At 70.3% G+C, this 24,399-nt stretch carries 23 protein-coding genes; 13 read left to right on the forward strand and 10 right to left on the reverse strand.

Going from position 1 to position 24,399, the window contains the following annotated elements:
• Nucleotides 1-24 precede the first annotated feature (24 nt).
• A complete protein-coding gene (locus tag ACZ4Z4_RS11235; RefSeq protein ID WP_468325349.1) occupies nucleotides 25-603 on the forward strand; it encodes a YdeI/OmpD-associated family protein in 579 nt (192 codons plus the stop codon).
• Between the two features lie 421 nt (nucleotides 604-1,024).
• On the opposite strand, the gene ACZ4Z4_RS11240 is transcribed toward ACZ4Z4_RS11235, so the two are convergent.
• From ACZ4Z4_RS11240 to ACZ4Z4_RS11250, 3 genes are all read right to left on the reverse strand, one after another.
• On the reverse strand, nucleotides 1,025-2,482 hold the full coding sequence (locus tag ACZ4Z4_RS11240) for a catalase (RefSeq protein ID WP_468325352.1): 1,458 nt from the start codon (nucleotides 2,480-2,482) through the stop codon (nucleotides 1,025-1,027).
• A 175-nt stretch (nucleotides 2,483-2,657) separates the two neighbouring features.
• Nucleotides 2,658-3,548, reverse strand: a complete 891-nt coding sequence (locus ACZ4Z4_RS11245; RefSeq protein WP_468325355.1) for a 2-hydroxy-3-oxopropionate reductase — start codon at nucleotides 3,546-3,548, stop codon at nucleotides 2,658-2,660.
• Nucleotides 3,549-3,596: 48 nt separating this feature from the next.
• Nucleotides 3,597-4,421 carry a TIM barrel protein gene (locus tag ACZ4Z4_RS11250; protein WP_468325358.1) on the reverse strand — a complete coding sequence of 275 codons (825 nt, stop codon included), beginning with the start codon at nucleotides 4,419-4,421 and terminating at the stop codon, nucleotides 3,597-3,599.
• A gap of 125 nt (nucleotides 4,422-4,546) precedes the next feature.
• Here ACZ4Z4_RS11250 and ACZ4Z4_RS11255 point away from each other — a divergent pair, with 125 nt between their 5' ends.
• The 8 genes from ACZ4Z4_RS11255 to ACZ4Z4_RS11290 all read left to right on the forward strand — a co-directional run bounded on the left by ACZ4Z4_RS11255 (nucleotide 4,547) and on the right by ACZ4Z4_RS11290 (nucleotide 11,835).
• Nucleotides 4,547-4,825, forward strand: coding sequence for a YkoF family thiamine-binding protein (locus ACZ4Z4_RS11255; RefSeq protein WP_468325361.1), 279 nt, complete (start codon nucleotides 4,547-4,549; stop codon nucleotides 4,823-4,825).
• Nucleotides 4,822-5,199, forward strand: coding sequence for a helix-turn-helix domain-containing protein (locus ACZ4Z4_RS11260; RefSeq protein ID WP_468325364.1), 378 nt, complete (start codon nucleotides 4,822-4,824; stop codon nucleotides 5,197-5,199). Before ACZ4Z4_RS11255 ends, ACZ4Z4_RS11260 begins: the two co-directional genes overlap by 4 nt.
• Nucleotides 5,200-5,365: 166 nt before the next feature.
• Nucleotides 5,366-5,878 (forward strand): 2-oxo-4-hydroxy-4-carboxy-5-ureidoimidazoline decarboxylase, encoded by a 513-nt coding sequence (uraD, locus tag ACZ4Z4_RS11265; RefSeq protein WP_468325366.1) that lies wholly within the window; start codon nucleotides 5,366-5,368, stop codon nucleotides 5,876-5,878.
• A complete protein-coding gene (gene uraH, locus ACZ4Z4_RS11270) occupies nucleotides 5,875-6,282 on the forward strand; it encodes a hydroxyisourate hydrolase (protein WP_468325369.1) in 408 nt (135 codons plus the stop codon). The genes uraD and uraH overlap by 4 nt, the downstream gene beginning before the upstream one ends.
• Before the next feature lie 5 nt (nucleotides 6,283-6,287).
• Complete coding sequence (pucL, locus tag ACZ4Z4_RS11275; protein WP_398309376.1) at nucleotides 6,288-7,220, forward strand: factor-independent urate hydroxylase; 933 nt, start codon at nucleotides 6,288-6,290, stop codon at nucleotides 7,218-7,220.
• A 70-nt stretch (nucleotides 7,221-7,290) separates the two neighbouring features.
• Entirely contained in the window at nucleotides 7,291-8,709 is a 1,419-nt protein-coding gene (locus ACZ4Z4_RS11280; RefSeq protein WP_468325372.1) for a nucleobase:cation symporter-2 family protein, read from the forward strand.
• Between the two features lie 45 nt (nucleotides 8,710-8,754).
• Nucleotides 8,755-10,140 (forward strand): 8-oxoguanine deaminase, encoded by a 1,386-nt coding sequence (locus ACZ4Z4_RS11285; protein ID WP_468325375.1) that lies wholly within the window; start codon nucleotides 8,755-8,757, stop codon nucleotides 10,138-10,140.
• Between the two features lie 243 nt (nucleotides 10,141-10,383).
• The gene (locus ACZ4Z4_RS11290) at nucleotides 10,384-11,835 is read left to right on the forward strand and encodes a nucleobase:cation symporter-2 family protein (RefSeq protein ID WP_468325378.1); all 1,452 of its coding nucleotides are present in this window, start codon (nucleotides 10,384-10,386) and stop codon (nucleotides 11,833-11,835) included.
• An 85-nt stretch (nucleotides 11,836-11,920) separates the two neighbouring features.
• Here ACZ4Z4_RS11290 and ACZ4Z4_RS11295 read toward each other — a convergent pair whose 3' ends face one another.
• Complete coding sequence (locus ACZ4Z4_RS11295) at nucleotides 11,921-12,859, reverse strand: scabin-related ADP-ribosyltransferase (RefSeq protein WP_468325381.1); 939 nt, start codon at nucleotides 12,857-12,859, stop codon at nucleotides 11,921-11,923.
• Between the two features lie 220 nt (nucleotides 12,860-13,079).
• On the opposite strand from ACZ4Z4_RS11295, the gene ACZ4Z4_RS11300 reads away from it, so the two are divergent.
• Complete coding sequence (locus tag ACZ4Z4_RS11300) at nucleotides 13,080-13,529, forward strand: SgcJ/EcaC family oxidoreductase (RefSeq protein WP_468325384.1); 450 nt, start codon at nucleotides 13,080-13,082, stop codon at nucleotides 13,527-13,529.
• A 4-nt stretch (nucleotides 13,530-13,533) separates the two neighbouring features.
• Here ACZ4Z4_RS11300 and ACZ4Z4_RS11305 read toward each other — a convergent pair whose 3' ends face one another.
• The 3 genes from ACZ4Z4_RS11305 to ACZ4Z4_RS11315 all read right to left on the reverse strand — a co-directional run bounded on the left by ACZ4Z4_RS11305 (nucleotide 13,534) and on the right by ACZ4Z4_RS11315 (nucleotide 17,917).
• Complete coding sequence (locus ACZ4Z4_RS11305; protein ID WP_468325387.1) at nucleotides 13,534-14,460, reverse strand: hypothetical protein; 927 nt, start codon at nucleotides 14,458-14,460, stop codon at nucleotides 13,534-13,536.
• 142 nt (nucleotides 14,461-14,602) lie between these two features.
• On the reverse strand, nucleotides 14,603-15,448 hold the full coding sequence (locus ACZ4Z4_RS11310; RefSeq protein WP_468325389.1) for a chitosanase: 846 nt from the start codon (nucleotides 15,446-15,448) through the stop codon (nucleotides 14,603-14,605).
• 252 nt (nucleotides 15,449-15,700) lie between these two features.
• Nucleotides 15,701-17,917 carry an alpha-N-acetylglucosaminidase gene (locus ACZ4Z4_RS11315; RefSeq protein WP_468325796.1) on the reverse strand — a complete coding sequence of 739 codons (2,217 nt, stop codon included), beginning with the start codon at nucleotides 17,915-17,917 and terminating at the stop codon, nucleotides 15,701-15,703.
• Between the two features lie 380 nt (nucleotides 17,918-18,297).
• Between ACZ4Z4_RS11315 and proP the strand changes: the two genes are divergently transcribed.
• Both proP and ACZ4Z4_RS11325 read left to right on the forward strand, forming a co-directional pair.
• Complete coding sequence (gene proP, locus ACZ4Z4_RS11320; protein ID WP_468325392.1) at nucleotides 18,298-19,767, forward strand: glycine betaine/L-proline transporter ProP; 1,470 nt, start codon at nucleotides 18,298-18,300, stop codon at nucleotides 19,765-19,767.
• 184 nt (nucleotides 19,768-19,951) lie between these two features.
• A complete protein-coding gene (locus ACZ4Z4_RS11325) occupies nucleotides 19,952-21,238 on the forward strand; it encodes a phytase (protein WP_468325395.1) in 1,287 nt (428 codons plus the stop codon).
• A 3-nt stretch (nucleotides 21,239-21,241) separates the two neighbouring features.
• Here ACZ4Z4_RS11325 and ACZ4Z4_RS11330 read toward each other — a convergent pair whose 3' ends face one another.
• Complete coding sequence (locus ACZ4Z4_RS11330) at nucleotides 21,242-21,487, reverse strand: DUF397 domain-containing protein (RefSeq protein ID WP_468325398.1); 246 nt, start codon at nucleotides 21,485-21,487, stop codon at nucleotides 21,242-21,244.
• Nucleotides 21,487-22,317 carry a helix-turn-helix domain-containing protein gene (locus ACZ4Z4_RS11335; RefSeq protein WP_468325402.1) on the reverse strand — a complete coding sequence of 277 codons (831 nt, stop codon included), beginning with the start codon at nucleotides 22,315-22,317 and terminating at the stop codon, nucleotides 21,487-21,489. The genes ACZ4Z4_RS11330 and ACZ4Z4_RS11335 overlap by 1 nt, the downstream gene beginning before the upstream one ends.
• A 155-nt stretch (nucleotides 22,318-22,472) precedes the next feature.
• Here ACZ4Z4_RS11335 and ACZ4Z4_RS11340 point away from each other — a divergent pair, with 155 nt between their 5' ends.
• Nucleotides 22,473-22,988 carry an ATP-binding protein gene (locus ACZ4Z4_RS11340; RefSeq protein WP_468325405.1) on the forward strand — a complete coding sequence of 172 codons (516 nt, stop codon included), beginning with the start codon at nucleotides 22,473-22,475 and terminating at the stop codon, nucleotides 22,986-22,988.
• Here ACZ4Z4_RS11340 and ACZ4Z4_RS11345 read toward each other — a convergent pair.
• A complete protein-coding gene (locus ACZ4Z4_RS11345; protein ID WP_468325408.1) occupies nucleotides 22,892-24,346 on the reverse strand; it encodes an MFS transporter in 1,455 nt (484 codons plus the stop codon). The genes ACZ4Z4_RS11340 and ACZ4Z4_RS11345 overlap by 97 nt on opposite strands.
• Nucleotides 24,347-24,399: the final 53 nt, after the last annotated feature.

Below are 24,399 nucleotides of genomic sequence, written 5' to 3' on the forward strand. Positions count from 1 at the left end.
CACGCGTTCGCGTAGCGTGGCCGGATGGATTCACTGGATGGCCTTCAGGTCATGTTCTGCGTCGACGAACCGCAGTTGGCGGCCTGGCTGGAGCAGCATCACGGCGACTCACCGGGGGTCTGGGTGAAGCTCGCCAAGAAGGGGACGGGGGTGGCCTCCGTGACGGCCGCGGAGGTCAACGACGCGGCGCTCTGCCACGGTTGGATCACCGGCCACCGGAAGGCGTACGACGACGTCCACTATCTCCAGAAGATCACGCCCCGCCGCCCGCGGAGCCTGTGGTCGCAGGTGAACATCGACCGCGTCGCTGAGCTCACCGCCGAGGGCCGGATGCGCGCGCCGGGCCTCGCCGAGGTCGCCGCGGCCCGCGCGGACGGCCGCTGGGAGGCGGCGTACGCGTCGCAGCGCACCGCCACCGTGCCGGACGACCTGAGCGCCGCTCTGGCGGCCAGTCCGGCGGCGCGGCGGACCTTCGAGGCGCTCGGCAGGTCCGACCGGTACACGGTCCTGCACCGCCTGATGACGGCGAAGAAGCCCGCCACCCGCGCGGCCCGCCTGGAGCGGATGATCGCGACCCTGGCGGCGGGCGAGAAGGTCCGGTGACACGGAGGTCCGGTGGCACGGAGGTCCGGTGACACGGAGGTCCGGTGGCACGGAGAAGCGCCGGGTACGGGACCGTCCGTACCCGGCGCTCCGGCCGTGCGACATGGGGAGTTGTGCCCGTCCGACGGCGCGCGACTGGCGGAACATGCATACGCGCTGCCGGACGGAGTTCGTGGGCCCCCGGAGGGGACGCACGGGACCGCGGCGGTTGCGATGGACCGGGGATTCCCCTCCCTCAGGTCGAGAGGGAATCCGCCGGACCTTGACCACCGCACTGGCTCGCAGAGCCGCCGCGGACCGTGCCTGCCCGGCCGCGTCACGTACCACCCCTCATCCGGGTCCGTGACGTCGGCGCGGGCTCAGCGCCGGCGGGTCGACCTCCCGTCAACCCGCCGGCGCAGCCTGGGAGTTACAGCGGACCTCAGTCCTCGCGCAGGGCGCGGACCGCTTCCTCGACGCGCTTGCCGTAGTCGGCGTCGGCGGCGTGGAAGTGGGCGAGGTTCTTCTCGATGACGTCGTCGCGGGAGACCTGCGAGAGGCCGCCGGCGATGTTCGCCACCAGACGGGACTTCTCGTCCTCCGACATGAGGCGGTAGAGCTCGCCCGCCTGGAAGAAGTCGTCGTCCTTGGTGTGGGTCGGGGCGGCGTGCGTGCCGGTGTAGCCGGCGATGGCGAGCGGCGCCGACAGCGGCTGGCCGGTCTCGGCCGGGCCGTCGTACGAGTTGGGCTCGTAGTTCTTGCGGTCGCGGCCGTACGCGTTGGACGCCATCAGGCCGTCGCGGCCGTAGTTGTCGGCCTTCGTCGCCTTGGGGGCGTTCACCGCGAGCTGGGTGTGGTTGACGCCCAGGCGGTAGCGGTGCGCGTCCGCGTACGCGAAGAGGCGGCCCTGGAGCATCTTGTCGGGGGAGGGGCCGATGCCCGGAACGAAGTTGTTCGGGGAGAAGGCGGCCTGCTCGACCTCGGCGAAGACGTTGTCCGGGTTGCGGTCGAGGACCAGGCGGCCCACGCGCTGAAGCGGGTAGTCCTTGTGCGGCCACACCTTGGTGAGGTCGAACGGGTTGAAGCGGTAGTCCGCCGCCTCGGACGCGGGCATGATCTGCACGTGCAGCGTCCAGGACGGGTTCACGCCCCGCTCGATGGCCTGGAGCAGGTCGGTCTGGTGCGAGTTCGGGTCCTTGCCCGCGATCTCGGCGGCCTGCTCGGAGGAGAGGGAGCGGATGCCCTGGTTCGTCTTGAAGTGGTACTTGACGAAGAAGGCCTCGCCCTTGGCGTTCGTCCACTGGTAGGTGTGCGAGCCGTAGCCGTTCATGTGGCGGTACGAGGCGGGGATGCCGCGGTCGCCCATCAGCCAGGTGATCTGGTGCGTCGCCTCGGGGGCGTGCGCCCAGAAGTCCCAGACGTTGTCCGGCTCCTGCTTGCCCGTGAAGGGGTCGCGCTTCTGGGAGTGGATGAAGTCGGGGAACTTCAGCGGGTCCTTGATGAAGAAGACCGGCGTGTTGTTGCCGACGAGGTCGTAGTTGCCCTCTTCGGTGTAGAACTTCAGCGCGAAGCCACGGGGGTCACGGACCGCGTCCGCGCCACCGAGGTTGTCGGCCACGGTCGAGAAGCGCAGGAAGACCTCGGTGCGCTTGCCGATCTCGCTCAGGAAGTCGGCGTGGGTGAAGCCGGTGACGTCGTCGGTCACCTCGAAGTAGCCGTACGCACCCGAGCCGCGGGCGTGCACGACACGCTCCGGGATGCGCTCACGGTTGAAGCGGGCGAGCTTCTCCAGCAGGTGCTGGTCCTGAAGGAGGATCGGGCCACCGACGCCGGCGGTGGCGGAGTTCTGGTTGTCGGCGACGGGGGCGCCGGACTCGGTCGTAAGCACGCGCTTCGACATCGTGACCTTCCGTGCTGTGACTGCTGAGGTGTTCGGAGCGTAAGGACCCCTGAACTGCTACGTCAACAGTTTGTTGAAGTTGATGATGAGGTTCCGGACCGCGGCGACGCCTGGGCGCGACAGGACAGGTGTCAGCGCCACCGCGGCCCGGAAGTTCGAGGGAGCTCTGGAAGGACTAGAGCTCGGCGCCCGACAGGCGCTCGACGGAGCGCAGCAGGGCGGAGTGGTCCAGGCCGCCGTCGCCCTGGGCGCGCAGCGAGGCGACCAGCTGGGCGACGACCGCGCCGACCGGCAGGGCGGCACCGACGTTGCGGGCGGCGTCGGTGACGATGCCCATGTCCTTGTGGTGCAGGTCGATCCGGAAGCCGGGCTTGAAGTCCCGGTTCAGGAAGTTGTCCTTCTTGCGGGTCAGCACGGTGGAGCCGGCGAGGCCGCCGTTGAGGACGTCGAGCGCGGCCTTGAGGTCCACGCCGGACTTCTCCAGGAAGACCACGGCCTCGGCGCACGCCTGGATGTTGACGGCGACGATGAGCTGGTTGGCGGCCTTCACGGTCTGGCCCGAGCCGTGCGGACCGCACAGCACGATGGTCTTGCCGAGGGCTTCGAGGAGCGGCTTGGCCTCGTCGAAGTCGGCCTGCTCGCCGCCGACCATGATGGAGAGCACGGCCTCGATGGCGCCCGCCTCGCCGCCGGAGACCGGGGCGTCCAGGACGCGCAGGCCCTTCTCCTTGGCGGCCTTGGCGAGGTCCACGGAGGTCTGCGGGGTGATCGACGACATGTCGACGATCAGCGCGCCCGACTTCGCGTTCTCCAGGATGCCGTCGGGACCGTACGCGATGGCCTCGACCTGCGGGGAAGCGGGCACCATCGTCACGACGACGTCGGCGTCCTTGACGGCCTCGGCGATGGACTTCGCGGCGGTGCCGCCGGCCGCGGCCAGGCGGTCCAGCTTGTCCTGCTCCAGGGTGTAGCCGGTGACGGAGTAACCCGCCTTGATCAGGTTCTCGGACATGGGGGAGCCCATGATGCCGAGGCCGATCCACGCGATCTTGGGGAGGTTGCTCATTGAGGGTGCCTTTCTGACAACTGCAACTGCGGTGAACGGATGGGAGGTTCAGGCCCTCGGCAGCCAGCCGAACGCCTCGGCGCTCGGGCGGTCGCCCGGCTTGTACTCCAGGCCGACCCAGCCGTCGTATCCCGCCTGCTTGAGCTGATCCAGCAGCTCTTCGAGCGGCAGCGACCCCGTCCCGGGGGCGCCGCGGCCCGGGTTGTCGGCGATCTGGACGTGCCCCGTCTTGTCCGCGTAATCGGCGATGACGTACGGCAGGTCCTCGCCGTTCATGGACAGGTGGTACAGGTCCATGAGGAACTTCGCGTTGCCGAGTCCCGTGGCCGCGTTCACCTTGTCCACGATCTCGATCGCCTTGGGCGCGCTCACGATCGGGCAGAGCGGCGACTCCGGCTTGTTCAGCGCCTCGATCAGCAGGATCGCGCCGACGCGGTCGGCCTCGCGGGCGGCGAGCACCAGGTTCTCCAGGGCGAGTTCGTCCTGGACGGCCGGGTCCACGCCGTCGACGCGGTTGCCGTACAGGGCGTTCAGCGCCTTGCAGCCGAGCGACTGCGCGAAGTCCGCCGCCACCGCGAGGTTCGCGCGGAACTTCTCGCTCTCCTCGCCGGGGACCGACAGGGCGCCCCGGTCGGGGCCCGGCAGCTGCCCGGCGTAGAAGTTCAGGCCCACCAGCTGCACGCCCGCGTCCTCGATCGCCTTCTTCAGGGCGTCGAGCTCGGACCGCTCGGGGGTGGGGGCGTCGACCCAGGGCCACCACAGCTCGACCGCGCTGAAGCCGGCCTTCGCGGCGGCCGCGGGGCGCTCCAGGAGCGGGAGCTCGGTGAAGAGGATCGACAGGTTCACATTGAAGCGCTGGTCGGAGTATCCCATGGGGCTTCCGCGCTCCTTCCGTATTGCGGAAGTTCATTTCTGTCTGGTGGAAGACTGCCTCCGATCTGCGGAAGCTGTCAAGAGGGGGCTGCCGAAAAATCGAAGAGCGGCATTAGGTTGTGGACGTGCGATTGAGAGTGGAGTTCACGACCGAACCCTTCGATCTCGACGAGGCCCCGGCGCACGCGCTGGTGGCCCGTGAGGTCATTCAGGGGGCCCCGCTGGACGCCGTGGACGTAGGTCCGTTCGGCAATACGGCCGAGGGCGGTGTCGACGCGGTGCTGACCGCGGTCGACGCGATGCTGCGCAGGTCCCTGGGGGCCGGCGCCACCCGGGTGTCGCTCCAGGTCAACGTGATCGGCGAGCCGGGCGGGCCGGCGGACCCGGGGGAGGCGGATAAGTGACCGGTATCGGGGACGACCCCTTCGTCACCGCGGTGAAGCCGCTGGTGGACGCCATGGGCGGCGAGATGATGCCACCCGACCTGGCGGGCGTCGACGACGTGGTCCTCGCCTGGGAGGGCGTGGACGTGGTGGCCGTGCGGCTGCCCCAGCTCGCCGACTCCCTCGACCACATCCTGCTCGCCCTGGAGCGCAAGCAGGGCAAGCCCCTCTCCGAGCTGGACCGCAAGTCCAAGCAGGAGGTCGTACGGGTCCTTGAGGCGCGCGGCGCGTTCTCCGTGCGGCACGGGGTGGAGACCGTGGCCGGCGCCCTCGGCGTCAGCCGCTTCACCGTCTACAACTACCTGAACCGGGAGAACGCCGCGAAAGGCGAGTGAACCTCCCGCACCGTACGCGCCTCCCTCACGGTACGCAGCCGAGCCGTCACCCGTTCCGCGGGTGGCGGCTTCTTTGTTCAAGTTATTTCAACAAAGTGTTGACGCTGCGTTGTTCAAGGTCTTAGCTGTTCCGCAGCCCGTCCAGCACAAGGCCACGGAGGCTCCCGTGACTTCGAGTACGACACCGGACATTGCCCGGTTCAACGCCTTGGAGGAGGCCGCGGCCACCGCCGCGCTCCACGAGGCCTGTGCCTCTGCGGCGTGGGGGAGCAGGCTGCTCTCCCAGCGCCCCTACGCCACCGCCGAAGACCTCTTCGCCGCGAGCGACGCCGCCATGGCCGAGCTCACCGCGGACGATCTGGCCGAGGCGATGGCGGGGCACCCGCCGATCGGCCGCCCGAAGCCCGGCGACCCGACCTCGTCCCGCGAACAGCGGGGCATGGCGGGCGCCTCCGAGGAACTCAAGGCCGAGATGCTCGAACTGAACCTGGCCTACCAGGAGAAGTTCGGGCACGTCTTCCTGATCTGCGCCACCGGCCGCACCGGTGAGCAGATGCGGGACGCGGTCAAGGAACGGATCGGCAACTCGCCCGAGCAGGAGCGGGAAATCGTCCGCACCGAACTGGGCAAGATCAACCGCATCCGCCTGACCCGCCTCCTGGAGGAGCAGACCGCATGAGCACGGAAACCACCGCCTCGGTGTCCACGCACATCCTGGACACCAGCGTCGGACGCCCCGCCGAGGGCGTCGCCATCTCCCTGTCCGCCCGCAGCGGCGCGGACGCGGCGTGGCAGGCGCTCGGCGGCAGCGCGACCGACGCGGACGGGCGCTGCAAGGACCTGCCGGCCCTGCCGGAGGGAACCACGCACGTACGTCTCGACTTCGAGACCGAGGCGTACTTCCTGAGCAAGAACAACCAGCAAGCCGAGGCGCAGCAGGACGCCCCCGCGAATCGGGACAGCGGTGCGAGTGGCGCGTTCTTCCCGGAGGTGGCGATCACGTTCGCCGTCGTGCCGGGCGAGCACTACCACGTACCGCTGCTGCTCAACCCGTTCGGCTACTCCGTTTACCGAGGGAGCTAGCAGACATGCCCACCATTCTGGGACAGAACCAGTACGGCAAGGCTGAGAACCGGGTCGTAAAGATCACGCGGGACGGCGACACCCACCACATCAAGGACCTGAACGTCTCCGTCGCCCTCTCCGGCGACCTGGACGACGTCCACTACAACGGCTCGAACGCCAACTGCCTGCCGACGGACACGACGAAGAACACCTGCTTCGCGTTCGCCAAGGAGTACGGCATCGAGTCCGCCGAGCAGTACGGCATCCACCTCGCCCGGCACTTCGTGGACAGCCAGCCCTCGATCCACCGCGCGCGGATCCGGATCGAGGAGTACGCCTGGGAGCGCATCGGCGGCTCCGACAGCAACGCCAAGTTCATCGGCGCCGACGAGGTCAACCACTCCTTCGTCCGCAAGGGCCAGGAGACGCGGCTCGCCCAGATCACGTACGACGGCGAGAAGTTCGAGGTCCTGAGCGGTCTGAAGGACCTGACCGTGATGAACTCCACGAACTCCGAGTTCTGGGGCTTCATCAAGGACAAGTACACGACCCTCCAGGAAGACTACGACCGCATCCTCGCCACCTCCCTGTCCACCTGGTGGCGGCACAACTGGACCAGCGACGAGCAGCGCATGCCGAGCTGGGAGCGGAGTTACGAGCAGGCGAAGAAGCACATCCTGCACGCCTTCGTGGAGACCTACTCGCTGTCGCTCCAGCAGACGCTCTACCAGATGGGTTCGCGGGTCATCAACAACCGCAGCGAGATCGACGAGATCCGCTTCTCCGCGCCCAACAAGCACCACTTCCGTCAGGACCTCTCGCCCTTCGGCCTCGACAACGAAGCCAAGGACGGAGCCGTCTACTACGCCGCCGACCGCCCCTACGGCCTCATCGAGGCCACGATTCTGCGGGACGGCGTCGAGCCGAAGATCCCGGTCGACATGACCAACCTCTGACGCGGGATGCGCGCCCCCCGTCCCGCCCGCAGTGGGCGGGGGGCGCGCCACACCGGAGGGAACATCCGCAATGGCACAGCCTGCAAAGGGGCCGGCAGCAGCCGAAGGCCCATGTTCCACCCCATCGGAGAAAGCCGTCGGTGAGTCAACTCCCGACTGCCACCCGGTGGATGAGAAGCTCCACCCCTCGCGGCTCGTCCCCGCCGCACTCCAGCACATCGCCGCCATGTACGCGGGTGTGGTCACCCCTCCGCTCATCATCGGCCAGGCCTGCGGCCTGGACACCGTGGCGCAGACCCGGCTCATCGCCGCCGGCCTCCTGATCGCCGGTCTCGCCACCATCCTCCAGACCCTCGGCGTCAAGGGCTTCGTCGGCAACCGCCTGCCCTTCGTCAACGCCGCGTCCTCGGCGGGCATCGCGCCCATCCTCGCCATCGCCGAGACCAACGCCAAGGGCGACCAACTCCCCGCCATCTACGGCGCGGTGATGGTCGCGGGCGTCTTCTGCCTCGCCGTCGGACCCTTCTTCGGCCGGCTGCTCCGCTTCTTCCCGCCGCTGGTCACCGGCGTCGTCATCACCCTCATCGGCGTCACGCTGATGCCCGTGCCCGTGAAGTGGGCGCAGGGCGGCGACGACACCGACCCGACGTTCGGCGACATGAAGTACCTGGCGCTCGCCGCGTTCACCCTCGTCGTGATCCTCTGCTTCCAGCGGTTCGGCCGCGGCTTCCTCAAGCAAGTCGCCCTGCTCGCGGGCATGTTCATCGGCACGCTCGCCGCGATCCCGTTCGGCCTCGCCGACTTCACCTCGGTGCAGACCGCCCCGCTCGCCGCGCTGCCCACGCCCTTCGCCGCCGGCGCCCCGATCTTCCAGCCCGCCGCGATCCTCTCGCTCTGCATCGTGATGCTAGTCCTGATGACCGAGTCCGCCGCCGGGATGCTCGCCCTCGGTGAGATCTGCGAGCGCAAGACCGACGGGAAGACCATCACCCGCGGCCTGCGCACCGACGGCATCGCCACCCTGGTGGGCCCCGTCTTCGGCGGCTTCCCGACCTCCGCCTTCGCGCAGAACGTCGGCGTGGTCTCCCTGACCCGCGTACGCAGCCGCTACGTCGTCGCCGTCGCGGGCGCCACGCTCATCGTGCTCGGCGCCTTCCCCGTGCTCGGCGCGGTCGTCAACGTGGTCCCCATGCCGGTCCTCGGCGGCGCGGGCATCGTCCTCTTCGGCTCCATCGCGGTCAGCGGCATCCGTACGCTCTCCGAGGCGGGCCTCGACGACAGCTCCAACATCATCCTGGTGGCCGTCGCGCTCGGAGCGGGCATCATCCCGCTCGCCGCGCCCACCTTCTATGCGGAGTTCCCCGCCTGGGCCCAGACCGTGCTCGGCTCCGGCATCAGCGCCGGCGCGCTCGTCGCGGTCACGCTCAATCTGTTCTTCCACCATCTCGGCACCCGTGGCTCCACCGCCGCGGCACTCAAATCTCCCTAGGGTCATGCCGTGCCCACATCGCCACTCACCTGTGAAGGAAGCACCATGGCACCTTCTTCGGCAGACCGCATCGTCATCGAGAACGTCGCCATCGCGACGGTCGACGCCAACGACACCGAGTACGCATCGGGGTACATCGTCGTCGCGGGCAACAAGATCGAGTCCATCGGCGCGGGCAAGGCGCCCGAGGGCCTGGAGAACGTCGTGCGCCGCGTCGACGGCACGGGGCACCTCGCCACGCCCGGCCTGGTCAACACGCACCACCACTTCTACCAGTGGATCACCAGGGGCCTGGCCACCGACCACAACCTGTTCAACTGGCTGGTGGCGCTCTACCCGACGTGGGCCCGCATCGACGAGGAGATGACGTACGCGGCCGCCCAGGGCTCCCTCGGCATGATGGCCCGCGGCGGTGTCACCACCGCCATGGACCACCACTACGTCTTCCCGCGGGGCTCCGGCGACCTCTCCGGGTCGATCATCCGCGCCGCCTCCGAGATGGGCGTCCGCTTCACCCTGGCCCGCGGCTCCATGGACCGCAGCGAGAAGGACGGCGGCCTGCCGCCGGACTTCGCCGTCGAGACCCTGGAGGGCGCGCTCGCCGCCACCGAGGAGACCGTCAGGAAGCACCACGACGCCTCCTTCGACGCGATGACGCAGGTCGCCGTCGCGCCCTGCTCGCCGTTCTCCGTGTCGACCGAACTCATGCGGCAGGGCGCGGAGTTGGCGCGTGGCCTCGGCGTACGTCTGCACACCCACGGCAGCGAGACGGTCGAGGAGGAGAAGTTCTGCCACGAGCTCTTCGGCATGGGCCCCACCGACTACTTCGAGTCGACCGGCTGGCTCGGTGACGACGTGTGGATGGCCCACTGCGTCCACATGAACGACTCCGACATCGCCGCGTTCGCCCGCACCGGCACGGGCGTCGCGCACTGCCCGTCCTCCAACGCCCGCCTCGCCGCCGGCATCGCCCGCGTCCCCGACATGCTGAAGGCGGGCGTCCCCGTCGGCCTCGGCGTCGACGGCACCGCGTCCAACGAGTCCGGCGAGCTCCACACCGAGCTGCGCAACGCCCTCCTCATCAACCGCCTCGGCGCCCACCGCGAGGCCGCCCTCAACGCCCGTCAGGCGCTGCGCCTCGGCACCTACGGCGGCGCGCAGGTCCTCGGCCGCGCCACGCAGATCGGCTCCCTGGAGGCGGGCAAACTCGCCGACCTGGTGCTCTGGAAGATCGACGGCCTCGGGCACGCCTCGATCGCCGACCCGGTGACCGCCATCGTCTTCGGCGCGGCGGCGCCGGTCACCCTCTCCCTCGTCAACGGCAGGCCGGTCGTCGAGAACGGCCGTCTGCTCCACGCCGACGAGGACGCCATCGCCCGCTCCACGCGGGATCAGGCGCAGCGCCTCGCGCGGATCGCCGCCGGGAGCTGAACCCAAGAACTCCGGTCGGGGGGGACGGCCCCCGACCGGACTTGAGCAGCCGAGCGGGCTGCTCAAATGCCGCCCCGGAACGCGGCCCAAAGCTTCGCGTTCCCGGGGCGGTCAGTACTACCTGGGCGCATTTCCACAACCGCATACCGAGCAAGTCCTTGCACCACGCACCACCCCCCCACCTCCCAGAAGCGAAAAGTGCCGGCGCCCAGCCGGGACCGGAAAACAACCGGAGGAGCCACAGTGGCCACTCAGCCCAGGTTCACCAAGCAAGGCACCACCCCGGACCCGGAGACCGGCGAAGGGTCCATACATCCCGTCGACGAGAAGCTCCCCCCGCTCAAGATGGCGACGACCGGCCTCCAGCACGTGGCCGCCATGTACGCGGGAGTCGTCGCACCGCCGCTGATCGTGGGCGCCGCCATCGGCCTCTCCGCCAAGGAACTCACCTTCCTCACCGGCGCCTGCCTCTTCACCGCGGGCCTCGCGACCTTCCTCCAGACCCTCGGCATCTGGAAGATCGGCGCCCGGCTGCCGTTCGTGAACGGCGTCACCTTCGCCGGTGTCGCGCCCATGCTCGCCGTCGTCGACTCGACCAAGGACAAGGACGACGCCCTGCCGATCATCTTCGGCGCGGTGATCGTCGCGGGCGTGCTGGGCTTCATCGCCGCCCCGTTCTTCTCGAAGATGATCCGCTTCTTCCCGCCGGTCGTGACCGGCACGGTCATCACCCTCATCGGCATCTCGCTGATGCCGGTCGCCTTCGGCTGGGCGCAGGGACCCGTCCCCGGCGCCGACGACTACGGCTCGATGAAGAACCTGGGCCTGGCCGGCATCACGCTCGTCATCGTCCTGCTGCTGCGCCGCTTCACCACCGGCTTCGTCAAGCAGATCGCGGTCCTGCTCGGCCTGGTCATCGGCACGGTCGTCGCGATCCCCTTCGACGCCACGGACTTCGGGCCGGTCGGCGAGGCGGACATCGTGGGCTTCCCGACGCCGTTCCACTTCGGGGCGCCGCAGTTCGCGGCCGCCGCGATCGTCTCGCTCTGCGTCGTCATGGTCGTCTCCATGACGGAGTCGACGGCCGACATGCTCGCCCTCGGTGAGATCGTGGAGCGCCCCGCCGACGAGAAGACCATCGCGGCGGGCCTGCGCGCCGACTGTCTCGGCTCGGCGGTCAGCCCGCTCTTCAACGGCTTCATGTGCAGCGCCTTCGCACAGAACATCGGCCTGGTCGCGATGACGAAGATCCGCAGCCGGTTCGTGGTCGCCGCGGGCGGCGGCTTCCTCGTCCTGATGGGTCTCTGCCCCATCGCCGCCTCGCTGATCGCGGTCGTGCCGCGCCCGGTGCTCGGCGGCGCGGGCGTGGTCCTCTTCGGCTCGGTCGCGGCGAGCGGCATCCAGACGCTGGTCAAGGCGAACCTGGAGAAGGACAACAACGTCCTGATCGTGGCGGTCTCGCTGGCCGTCGGCCTCATCCCGATCGCGGCGCCGGAGTTCTACCACGCGTTCCCGGAGACCGCGAAGATCATCCTGGACTCGGGCATCTCGACGGGCTGTGTGGCGGCCGTGCTCCTGAACCTGGTCTTCAACCACATCGGCAAGGGCCGCGACGAGGACGACGTGACGGCGCCGATGGAGCCGGGCGGGGAGATCGCCCAGTCGCGCGTGCCGGGCCAGGCGGTGGCGCACTGAGTCACCGGTTACGCACTCCGTCCACCCGCCGCCACGGCGGCTCGCTCGCCCCTCGCGCGGTCGGACCCGCGCGAGGGGCGGCTGCTCAGCTGAGGTCCATCGCGTTCGGGTCCGCCGCCTGACCCGCCGCGGCGCCCGCGGCGTCGGTCACGACCTTGATGACGCGGCCGTTCTTGTCGCACAGCTCCGCGCGGACGACGTACCCGGCCTGGATGCCCTTCCAGAAGATGACTTCCTGCTGCTGGGCGAAGGCCGTGGTCCCCAGCGTGTCCACCAGGTCGATGCCGCCGGGCGCGTGGATGACGTAGCGCCAGCCGCTGCCGTCCGCCTGCCGCGCCCACTCCGGCACATATCCGCCCGGGGAGCGGGTGGTGCTGACGAAGCCGCTCTTCTGCAACAGCTTCTGGTAGTGCCGGAGGCTCGCGGGCAGCTTCTCGTTCCAGGGCTTGAACCCCTTGCCGAGGATCTGGTCGGGCGTCCTGCCGTCCCACCGGTACAGGGGTTCGTTGTCCTTGCGGTAGCGCAGCGGGGGCACGGCGCGCCCCTGTTTCCTGTCCTCGCGCATCGACTTCACCTTGCCGGGGTCGACGCCGTACGTGCTCTCGCCGAAACCCGCCGCGGGCTGGGGGGTCGGCGTCGTGGCACGCGGATACTTGTCGCGCTCCGCCATGAACGACGGGAAGTCGTACTCGCCCGCCTCCGAGTCGGCGCCCCCGTCCGACAGCTCCTCGGCGTCGGAGAAGTCCAGCCGGTCGACGTCCATGGCGTCCGGGTCGGCCGCCCGCTGCACCACGGGCCGCTCACCCTGCTGATGACCACAGCCGGCGCCGTGCCGGTGCCGCTCCTGCTCCGCGGCGTGTCCGGACTGCCGCAGCATCTGCACGACGGCGGCGTTCCCCGCCCTTCCCTGGAGCGCGAGGAGCCGCTGGAGCGGGGCGTCCTCGGCGCCGGCCGTCGCGGGTCTGCGGGCCGCGGTCCGCGCTGCCGCGGCGTCGTGCTTTCCGGTGTGGTCGTGTTCGCGCAAGACAGACTCCTCGTTCACAGAGCCACCCACCCTCGTCCGACGGCGGCCTGCGGGGCCAGGCACCGAAGGGCAGCCCCGGGGGCACTCCTCGTGGTCCGCGAGGCCTTCCGCCCGGGCGTGGGCCGAAGCGGCTTGACCTCAAGTGGACTTGATGTTCGAGGATCGTGGCAGGGGCCCGGCCCCCGGGTCCAACCACTCAGCCACCTGTAAGGGAGCCGTCATGAGCACCGAGTCGATCACCGCCGAGACCACCGACGCCGCCGTCGCCGCCGAGGTCGCCGCCATCCGCCGGGTCGTCGCGGACGCCGCCGAGTTCCAGAACGACGTGGAGCGGTTCATCCCGCTCTTCACGGCCGACGCCACGGTCGTGAACTTCGGCGGGCGCCGGGTGGCCGGCCGGGACGCGCTGGCCGAGGCGATGCGTGCGGCGCTGGCGTCCCCGCTGGCCGACGTGATCACCACGGTCGAGGAGGAGAGCATCCGCTTCCTCCGTCCCGACGTGGCGATGGTCGCGAGCGTCAAACACGTCTCCGACCGCAGACAGCCGGGCGCCGACGGCGAACCGGTGGCACCGCTGCCCGCCTCGTCGGGGCGGCTCACCCACGTCCTGGTGAAGGAGGGCGACGACTGGCGGATCACTTCTTCCCAGACGACACCGATCCTGGGCTGAGCGGTTACTTACCGCACAGAGCGGCGGAGTTGACGTACCCGCCCGCGTTCTCGTCGTCCGTGCCGAGCACCGCGTCTCCGGAGCCCGGCACGCACTCGATCGCCTCGATCTTGTGGCCCTTGAACTTCCGCAGTACGTCGGGGTGCTTGGCGACGGTGAGGTGCACCTTGCCGGAGCGGGACACCGTGAGGGCGCCCGCGTCCATGACCGCCGAGTCGAAGGGGCCGTCGTCGCCCGCGTCGGAGGCCGAGCTGATCCGGAGGCGGCCCGTCGGGGTGACGGAGATGTCCGAGGCGTGGCGGACGTTGCCGGTGGGGTAGGGGGCGCGGAGGCGGGCCGTGGTGACCGGGCCGAAGTCGGCCTCGCCGTACGCGTTGAAGGAGAAGGGAGCCGCGTGCAGGGTCGCCGGGCGGTCCTCGCCCGCGCCCCGGTCGGCCCAGACCGCCGCCAGCTTCCCGTGCCGCGAGGTCAGCGCGAAGCTCTCGTAGTCGTCGCCGTCGGCTATGGCGGGGAGCGGGGAGGTGTCCAGGACCGCGGCTTCGCCTCCCGTCACCTTCAGGTGGTAGACGAGGCCGCGGCTCGCCAGGGCGACGTACTCGTCGGAGGTGCCGGGGACGGTCTCGACCGCTTCCAGGTCTATCGGCTCGGCGGTGCCCTTCCAGGTGAGGGGTTCGACCGTGGCGGAGCGGCCGGGGTGGTAGGTGAGGGCGGCGACGCGGTTCTGGCCGGGCTTCTTGTTGTCGCGTACGACGAGCGCGTGCGTCGCGCCGTCCGCCCGGCCGGTGAGGGCGAGGCCGCTGACGCCCGAGGTGATGCTGTCACCGGCCCGCTGCCAGCCGCCGGGGGCCGCGGGCGCCGGGGCGGCGGCCGTCGTGAGGAGCGTGGCGGCGGTGGCGGCCGCGGTGGCGAGCACGGTCGTACGGAGGAACATGTGGATCTTTCACCTCGGTGCTGGTTGACGCGCGTAGATGGGGAGTTGGCCGGGACCGTACCCACTTCAACCACTCGGAGGCAAGAGGTGTGCGTGCGCGGTGGCAGCCGGGGAGGGCCGGCTGCCACCGGCCGGGCACGGGTCAGCCGATGTGGTACGGGTCCCCGTAGACCTTCCAGTCCAGCGGCGGGTCCAGGTTGAGGTTCCGCTTCTTCAGGAAGACCCGCTGCGCGGTGTCGACCCGGCTGGTGTCCTCGTGGGCCTCCTCCTGCTTCATCGCCCAGACCCGCGCGTCGAGGAACGCGTTCAGGTACGTCACCTCGTCGCCGCCCTGGGCCGGCGGCTTGGCCGAACGCAGGGCGCGCTTGCGTATGTTGCGGAAGCTGGTGGAGTCGCTGCCGTCGCCGTGCATGACGATCGCGTCGTAGTAACAGAACTGGCCGAGGACGCCGATGCCGTCCGCCTTGCCCTGCTTGACCGACGGGTTGAAGTAGACGCGGTCGCGCTCGTCGTCCTGCGCCTTGCGGAAGGCCGCGTCGGTGTCGGCGGCCCGCTCCCAGTCGCGGGTGAAGTTCGGGTCCAGGCCCTCGTGCGAGTCGGTGCCGTCGACCCTGCGCAGGGCGGGCAGGTACTTGGCGAGGACGTTGCCCGGCTTGCGCTGGGTGTAGAGCTCGACCAGGTCGAGCATGTCGCCGGTGCCGGAGCAGAAGCCGATGATGCCCGCGGTGTAGCCGCGGCCGTCGTCGATGTCCTCGATGTAGCGGTACTGCTTCTTCCACTCCAGCGAGGAGTTCTCCGCGCTGCACACGATCTGCATCGCGATCTCCTTCTTCGCCGGGTCGTCGAGCCCGCCGGCCGTGATCCGGAGGGAGCTCTGGGCCGCGCCCGCCGACTGGGTGGCGAGCAGCGGGCCCGCCACGGCCGCGGCGCCTGCGAAGGCGAGCAGCGTGCGGCGGGAGGTGAGGGCGCGTGAGTGGGGGGTCTCCATGAGGGCCTCCAGGCAGGGGAGTTCACCGTACGGACGGGGGACTGCTTGGTTCCGCGTACTGTTAGGAAGGTTTCCTACCAGAGATTCCCCATGACGTATACCCGTCAAGCAAGTCCGACCTCCACCGGGGGTGGAGCCCTGAGCCAGCCTGCGGCAGCGCCCCGTAAGGGGCGCGGGGAACTGCGCGCTCAGCCACATCCCACCCGCAGAGCCGTCAAAACACACCAGCCCCCCACCCCGTGGGCCGCAGGCCTAAGACGTCCCCAACCGGTCCCGAACCCGCGTAGCGATCTCATACACGTCCCCCGTGGGGCGTACCCTCAGCGGCCCGGGGTCGCGAATCCACCCCTCCTCCACCGCGAACCAGTCGATCTTCTCGGGAACCCGGTTCTCGGAGAGCGCGGAGCGCAGCTCCGCGAAATACCGTTCCCAGCGCAACCGGTACAGACCGCCCACAAGCCCCGCCCACTCCCGGTTGGCGTAGTCGCGCAGCCCGGCGTCGGCCCCCGAGCGGGTGCCCCACACGGTCAGCAGGGAGAGCTGGTCGTACGCGAGCCGGTCCCGTTCCGCCGCGTCGGCACCCCACGCGCGGGCCTCGGCGATCCAACGCCCCAGCAGATGGCGGGAGTCGGTGGCGAGGAGCCGGTCGAGCAGGTCCAGCAGGCCGAGCCACTCGCGCGTCAGCCGGTCGAAGCGCCGGGTGTCCCCGGCGTCGTACGCCTTCTTGATGCGCGGCAGCAGGACGCGGCTGCGGTTGGACAGGGCCTGCCGGGCGACGTCGAGGAGGTCGTACCGGTACGCGGAGGACCGCCGCAACCCGGGTCGCACGCGCAGCAGTTCGTCGAGGGCGGGCTCGAACTTCTCCGGCGCGTAGCGCAGCGCCTTGGGCGACCAGGACGCCGCCGACCGCGCCGCGAGGCTGGGCCGCGCGCCGAAGAGGCCGTCGGCGCCTTCGGCCCACCGGTCGGCGCGCGTCGTGCCGTAGGCGGTGCGGCGCAGCACGTCCCAGGCGGCCGCGGCGTGCCGGTCGGCGGCTCCGTACCGGACGGTCGACCACTCGGCGAACCACGCCTTCAGGTCCAGGTCGCCCTCGCGCCACGCCAGTTCCGAGAAGAGCTCGAACGCGGCGGGGTTGTTGTCGGCGGCCTCCGGCATGAGTGAGATGCCGCGCAGGGTGCTGCCTTTTCTCGTGCGCCACTTGTCGTACAGCTCGGCCCAGTCGGGCGTGTTGGCGCCGAGCGTCGTGTGGCCGCCGAAGTTCCAGATGGAGCCGAAGGTGTAGGGCGTGTCGCCCCAGTCGGCCTCGCGGTCGGTGATGTTGGGGAAGCGGTCGGAGAGGCCGTCGACGACGAGCATGCGCTCTTTGTCGACGGCGTCGGGGATGGCCTTCGGCGGGTTGTGCTGCCAGCCGAGAATCGCCCAGATGGCGCCGGGGTGCGCGGTCCGCAGGGCCTTCTCGACACCCCGGGCGGCGTCGCCGACGGGCACGTCGCCGGGCTTCCCGCCCTCGTGGAGGAGGTCCATCTTGTACATCGTGGTCGGGCCGAACAGTTCGTCCTGCGCGCGGTAGAACGCGGCGGCGACACGCGCGAACTGGCCGGTTCGCGGATCCAGCCAGTCCGGTCGCGCGAAGCCCACCCAGTCGCCCTGCGGGACGGTTCTCGCGCCCGGGTTCTTCTGTGCGAAGCCGGGCGGCACGGTGCCGAAGTAGCCCGGCAGGACGGGCGTCATGCCGAGGTCGCGGAGCCGGTCGCAGATGCGGCGGCCCAGGCGGGCGCGCGCGTCGATCAGCTGCCGGGAGACCGGGTGCGGGAACGACGACATGTTCTGGAGGAGCCACCACGGCTGGTGGGCGGGGGCGGGCACCCAGGCGCGCAGCTCGACGTCCGAGTACCCGAACTCCTGGAAGGCGCGGTGGTAGACGGCGTCCGCGCCCGCGTACACGAGGACTTCGTTGTAGCCGTGCAGCGCGAGCACGTCGATCTCGCGCTCCCAGTACGCCCAGTCGTGGTACGCGCCCGTGTAGCCGTCGTTGGTGTCGTTCAGGACGAAGCGGTGCGGGACGTTGGCGGTGCGCGTGAGGGGTCCGGCGGGGGCGGGGAGCCGCTTCGGGAGGTGGTCGGTCCGGCTGCCCGCCCAGGTGATGTTGGCGTGCGTGACGTGTTTCAAGTAATGCCGCAGCCCGGCCAGTTGGGTGGCCGGGGTGGTCCCGGTGATGGTGATGCGGCCGCGTCGCCCGGTCACCTGGAAGGAGTCCTCGGCGCCCGCCTTCCTCGGCACGGACTCGAAGGTGAGCTGGTCCCAGTGGTGGGGGAGCAGGCGCCGGGCGGCCTCGGCGGCGGCGGTCCGGCGCGCGCCGCGCGCGTCGTCGGGGGTGGCGCCGCCGGCGGGGGAGCCGGAGCAGGCGACGGCGGCGACACCGGCCGTGCCGGCGAGACCGGCGAGGAAGGTGCGGCGGTGGAGGGGCAGCGGCATACGGACTCCGTCGGTCGGGCGGGGGTGCGGGTGCGCGGTGCGGTGGGTGCCGAAGGGTCTCTTTCCCCGGCGGCCCCGGGCTCAAGTGGTGCGTCTCGGTGAGCGGACGCGGCGGTCCCCGCCATGATCTACGGCGGTGTGGTTCCGTCCGCCGACCGGCTGCTCGAAGCGCGGTGGCTCACCCGGAAGGAGGTGAGCCACTGGGGTGTGCGCCCCGGCGGACCGGAGATCGTCCAAACGGGACCGAAGTCCTTTCTCCGGAGGACTTCGGACCGTGGGCGCAAGGACCATCGCAGGGCACTGAAACTCCACCGATGGGCAATGTTGACCGTCGACCCGTCGACCGCCCCGCCGACAGAGAGAGTGACAGCCCCGTGAGCGCGCCCGAAGCCCCCGAAACACCGGCACCGCCCGCTCCCGAGGCGGTGGCGCGGCACCGCGCGCTCTTCCGGGCGATCCACCGCCGCAAGCACCCCCGGCTGCGCCAGTCGGACATCACCGTCACCGAGGAGGCGCAGGTCAAGCGGGCGGTGAAGGCGACCGCGCTGGGCAACGCCATGGAGTGGTACGACTTCGGGGTCTACGCCTACCTCGCCGTCATCATCGGCAAGGAGTTCTTCCCCTCGGGGAACGAGACCGCGCAGACCCTCTCCTCCCTGGCGACCTTCGCCGCCGCCTTCCTGGTGCGTCCCATCGGCGGCATGTTCTTCGGCCCGCTCGGGGACCGGGTCGGCCGCAAGAAGATCCTCGCGCTCACCATGATCATGATGTCGACGGCGACGCTGGCGATCGGCCTGATCCCGAGCTACGCCTCGATCGGCTTCTGGGCGCCGGCCCTCCTCGTCCTCTGCCGCATGGTGCAGGGCTTCTCCACGGGCGGCGAGTACGGGGGTGCGGCGACGTTCATCGCCGAGTACGCGCCGGACAAGCGCCGCGGGTTCTGGGGGTCCTTCCTGGAGTTCGGCACCCTCATCGGCTACACGGTCGCCGCCGTCCTCGTCACCACGCTGACCGCGTGCCTCAGCGACGACGCCATGCAGTCGTGGGGCTGGCGCGTTCCGTTCATGGTGGCGGCGCCGCTCGGCCTCATCGGCCTCTACCTGCGGATGAAGCTCGACGAGTCGCCCGCCTTCCAGAAGATGGAGGAGGGCGACGGGCCCGCCGCCGAGCGCCAGAAGAAGTCGCTCAGGGAGTCCTTCTTCGGCCAGTGGCGCGCGATGCTGCTCTGCATCGCGCTGGTCGCGGCGTTCAACGTCACCGACTACATGCTGCTGTCGTACATGCCGACCTACCTCACCCAGCTCGGCTTCGGTGAGACCGGCGGCCTGATGTCCATCGTCGTCGTGATGCTGATCCTGATGGCCCTCATCAACTCCGTCGGCCGCCTCTCCGACCGCATCGGCCGCAAGCCGGTCCTGATGGCGGGCTCGGTCGGCTTCTTCGTCCTCGCCCTCCCCGCGTTCCTCCTCATCAAGCAGGGTGGCACGCTGCCGGTCTTCGCGGGCCTGCTCATCCTCGGACTCGCCCTCGTCTGCTACCTCGGCGCCATGTCGTCCTCGCTCCCCGCCCTCTTCCCGACGGACGTCCGCTACGGCTCCCTGTCCATCGGCTTCAACATCTCGGTCTCGCTCTTCGGCGGTACGACCCCGCTGGTCGTCGCGGCCCTGATCGGCGCGACCGGCAACGACCTGATGCCCGCCTTCTACACGATGCTCGCCGGACTCGTCGGCATCGTCGCGGTGGCCGCGATGAAGGAGACCGCCCGCAAGCCGCTGGAGGGTTCGCCGCCGTCGGTGGCGACGGACGAGGAGGCGCGGGAGCTCGTGGAGTCCCAACGCGGCTGACACACGGTCGAGTTGACGCACCCCGCCCCGGTTCACCCTGTGTACATTCGGGCGGGGTGTTACCCGACGCACGGCGTATGCCGGAGCGACACGGAGAGGCCCCAGTCTCACGCAAGATCCATCCGTTCCCGGAACGAGGAGACCCCGCGTGACCAGACATTGTCCGACCGCTCGAACGCGCCGCATGCGCCGCACGATCGGCTCGGTCGCCCTCGCCCTCGCCACCGTCCTCACGGGCGCCACGGCGACCACGGCCACCGCCGCCGACCCGCTGCCCGCCCTCACGCCCCGCGCCGAGACCCCCGTGCTCCACGACGACGAAGCGGGCGGCAACGCCGACGCCGACGACCCCGCGATCTGGCGCGACGCCGCCAACCCGGCCCGCAGCCTCGTGATAGCCACCGCCAAGGAGGGCGGGCTACGCGCCTACGACCTCGACGCGCGCCCCCTCCAGTCGGTCGCCGCCCCGCCGCCCGCGGGACCCGACGACGCGCCGGGCCGCTTCAACAACGTCGACCTCGTGCACGGCCTGAAGCTCTCCTCCGGCCCCGCCGACCTCGCCGTCACCAGCGACCGCGGCCACGACCGGCTGCGCTTTTACCGCATCGACCGCGACCGCCCCGGCGGCCCGCTCACCGACGTCACGGACCCCGCGGCGCCGCCCGTCTTCTCCGCCGACCAGGACGAGATCAACGACCAGCGCACCGCGTACGGCCTCGCCACCTGGCAGGACAAGGCCACCGGCCGCTCCTACGCCCTGGTCAGCCGGCGCGAGCGCACCAGCGTCGCCCTCCTCGAACTCACCCCGACGCAGAGCGGCAAGGTCTCGTACCGCAAGGTCCGCACGCTGGACCTGCCGTCCTCGTTCCGCCTGCCGAACGGCGCCTCGTGGGCGCCGTGCGGCGAGCCCGGTGAGCTCCCGCAGGTCGAGGGCATGGTCGTCGACCCGGCCAACGGCACGCTGTACGCGGGCCAGGAGGACGTCGGCATCTGGCGCATGCGCGCCGACCTGACCGGCACGCCCGAGCTGGTCGACAAGGTCCGCGAGTACGGCGTCCCCGGCGTGTACGACGAGGAGACCGAGGAGTGCACCCCGGGCACCGACCCCGGCTTCGGCGGCGAGCGGATCTCGGCCGACGTCGAGGGCCTCACCCTCGTCAAGGAGGCAGACGGCGACGGCTACCTTCTCGCCTCCAGCCAGGGCGACAACACCTTCGCCGCGTACGACCGCGAGCTGGGCGACGACAACGAGTACGAGGGAGGCTTCCGCGTCACCCCCGCGGGCGGCACGCTCGACGGCTCCGAGGAGTGCGACGGCGCGGCCGCGCTGAACGAGCCGCTCGGCCCCAAGTACCCGAACGGCCTGCTGGTCGTCCAGGACGGCCACGACGCACCCGGCGACGGTGACCGCCCCGCCACGAACTTCAAGTTCGTCGACCTCGGCAAGGTCATGAAGAGCCTGGACGACTGAGGTTCAGCCGCGAGCGGCGTACGCGACGAACTCCGCCCATGTGCGCGGCTCCAGGGCGAGCTGGGGACCCTCGGAACGCTTGGAGTCGCGGACGTGGATGGTGGTGGGGCAGGGGGCGACCTCTATGCAGTCGCCGTCGCCGCCACTGCTGTAGCTGGACTTGCGCCAGGAGAGGGCGACTTCAAGGCAGTCGCCTGAGCCGCCACTGCTGTAGCTGCTCTTAAACCAGGCCAGTTCAGGGGTGGTCATTACGCTCCTCGCATCCGCTCCAGCAGGCTCACCGAGTCATCGAACGAGAGAGCCTGTGCGCGCATCCTGGCATACCGCATCTGGAGCATGCTGACGACTTTCGCGTCGGAGAGGAGCTGGCCGCTTTCCTGTCCCTCCGTATAGGCGTACCACTTGTTCTCCGGGGTCTCCAACAACTGCATGGGGCCGTCCAACCCGGCATGACTCGTCCTCGCCACCGGCATGATCTGCAACTCGATGTTCCGGCGCTCGGCGAGCCCCAGGACATGGTCGATGAGTTCCATGGTGACTTCATGCCCGCCCATGCCGCGCAGGAACAGATGTTCCTCAAGGATGAAGCTGTACGCGGTGTTCGGCCGTTCCGTGAGGAGCAGCTGACGCTCGACGCGTGCCGTCAGCAGGGCCTCGATCTGTTCATCGCCCTGCGGAGGCAACTGGTTGATGAACAACGTCCGCGCATACGCCTCCGTCTGCAACAAGCCCGGGATCAACCGGCACTCGTACGTCGAGAGGGCCACTGCCTCCTGTTCCAGCTGGGCCCACCTGCGGAACCACGAAGCCAGCCCCCGCTGCCGGGACAGCTGATTGGCCGCCAGCCGCAACGTGCCGAACGCGTCGAGTGTGACCTCGCACTGGTCGACGAACCGGGCCGGCGGAAAGCGTCTGCCCTGCTCGATGGAGGCGAGGAAGTGCACGGAGTAGCCGATCTCGTGTGCGAGGGCCTCCTGCGTGTAGCCGGCGCGTTTGCGGAAACTCTTCAGGACCGCGCCGAAGGCCCTGAGCCCGTCGGTCGGTTCGGGCTCATTACTGCCCTGCGTACTTGACGACATCACGGGTATCCCCTGACGCTCGCTTACCGTTCCCCGTCAACCCGCCCATGGTCACGTTCGGTTACGCGTACTGTCCACAGTTCGTACTCGTACAGTTACGCAGCGTACGAGTTTCGGGGCTGGTGACGACCTCTTCGTGCGGCCACGGTGGGCGCATGCCGACCCGAACCAAGTCGCCCGCGACCGCCCCCGTCCTCCACACCTTCGTGCAGCGCCTCAGTGCCACGCCCCGGGGTGCCCGCCTGGCAAGGAGGCTGGCCAGGTACCACCTGGACGGCTGGGGCATCGCGTACGACACCGAGCTGTCGGACGCGGCCGAGGCGATCGTCGCCGAGCTCGCCACGAACGCCGTGACCCACGGGCGGGTGGAGGGGCGGGACTTCGAGCTCGCCCTGACGCTGTACGGGGACATGTTGCGTATCGAGGTCGCCGACACGCGTGCCGAACGTATGCCGCCGCAGACGCCGGAGCCCCCGGCGCCCGACGGGGAGTCGGGCCGAGGGCTCGTGATCGTGGCGGCGCTGGCGGCGGAGTGGGGTGTGTCGGGCCGGGCGGTCGGCAAGACGGTCTGGGCTCAACTGACCTTGCCCGAGGCGGGCCGCAGCACGGTCGCGGCCAGGGCGAGGCCTGCTGCCGCGATGCCGGACGCCACCCAGAAGGCGAGCCGGTAGCCGTCGGCCGCGGCGGCGACGGCGGACGTACCGTCGGCCGTGAGGGATTCGGCGCGGCCCGCCGCCAGGGTCGTCAGGACCGCGAGGCCGAGCGAACCGCCCACGACCTGCGTGGTGTTGAAGAGGCCGGAGGCGAGGCCCGCGTCCTCCTCCGACGCGCCGCCCATCGCGAGGCCCGTCACCGCGGGCATCGCGGCGGCGAAACCGGCGCTGAGCAGCAGCATGCCGGGCAGGACGTCGAGGGCGTACGAACCGTCGGAGGGCAGCCGGCCGAGGAGGGCGAGGCCCGCCGTGATCAGGGCGAGGCCCGCGAGGAGCGTGCGGTGGGCGCCGAAGCGGCCGATGACCTTCGCGGAGAGGCCGAGCATCAGGACGCCGATGGTGACGGGCGCGGGCAGGAAGGCGACGCCGGTCAGCAGCTCGCCGTGGCCGAGGACCCGCTGAAGGTAGAGCGCGCCGATGTACTGGAAGCCGTACATCCCCGCGATCATCAGCATCTGCACGGCGTTGGCGCCGGTCAGGAGACGCGAGCGGAAGAGGCGCAGCCGCAGCAGGGGGCGGGCGGCGCGGCTCTGCCGGACGGCGAAGGCGACGTACAGAAGGAGGGAACCTGCGGCGAGGGAGAGGGTCGCGGAGGCGCTGTGCTCGGCGGTCGTGACGATGGTGTAGACGGTGAGCATCAGCGCGCCGGTGATGAGGGCGGCGCCCGGGTAGTCGGCGCCGCCGCGCCCCGCGCCGCGGTGGTTCTCCCTGTCGTCGTCGAGCACGCGTACGGCCGCGACGAGGGCGACGACGCCGATCGGCAGGTTGATCAGGAAGATCCAGTGCCAGTTCAGGGCCTCGGTGAGCGCCCCGCCGAGGAACGTGCCGAGCGCACCGCCCGCCGCGCCGACCGCGCTGAACACCGCGATGGCCTTGGCCTGTTCGCGCGGCTCGGGGAAGAGGGCGACGAGCATGCCGAGGACGACGGCGGAGGTCATCGCGCCGCCGACACCCTGGAGGGCGCGGGCCGCGACGAGCACGCCCTGGCCGGTGGCGACGCCGCACAGGACGGACGCGGCGGTGAAGAGCGCGAGCCCGGACACGAACATCCGCTTGCGGCCCACGAGATCGCCGAGCCGTCCGACGAGGAGCAGCAGCCCGCCGAAGGCGATGAGATAGGCATTGACCACCCAGGCGAGACCGGCGGGGGAGAAGCCGAGATCGCTCTGGATGGACGGCATCGCGACGGTCACGATGTTGCCGTCGATGATGGTCATCAGGAGCCCGGAGGAGAGCACGGCGAGGGACGCCCACGGGGAGGCCGATGGGGACTTGGCAGTTGCGGGAATGTTGACCTCGGACACGGCTTGGGACATGGTGACAACCTCCGTACGGGGCGCCTCTGAGCTGCAAAGGTGCACGACTTGTA

The organism is Streptomyces sp. NPDC030245 (assembly GCF_055572995.1).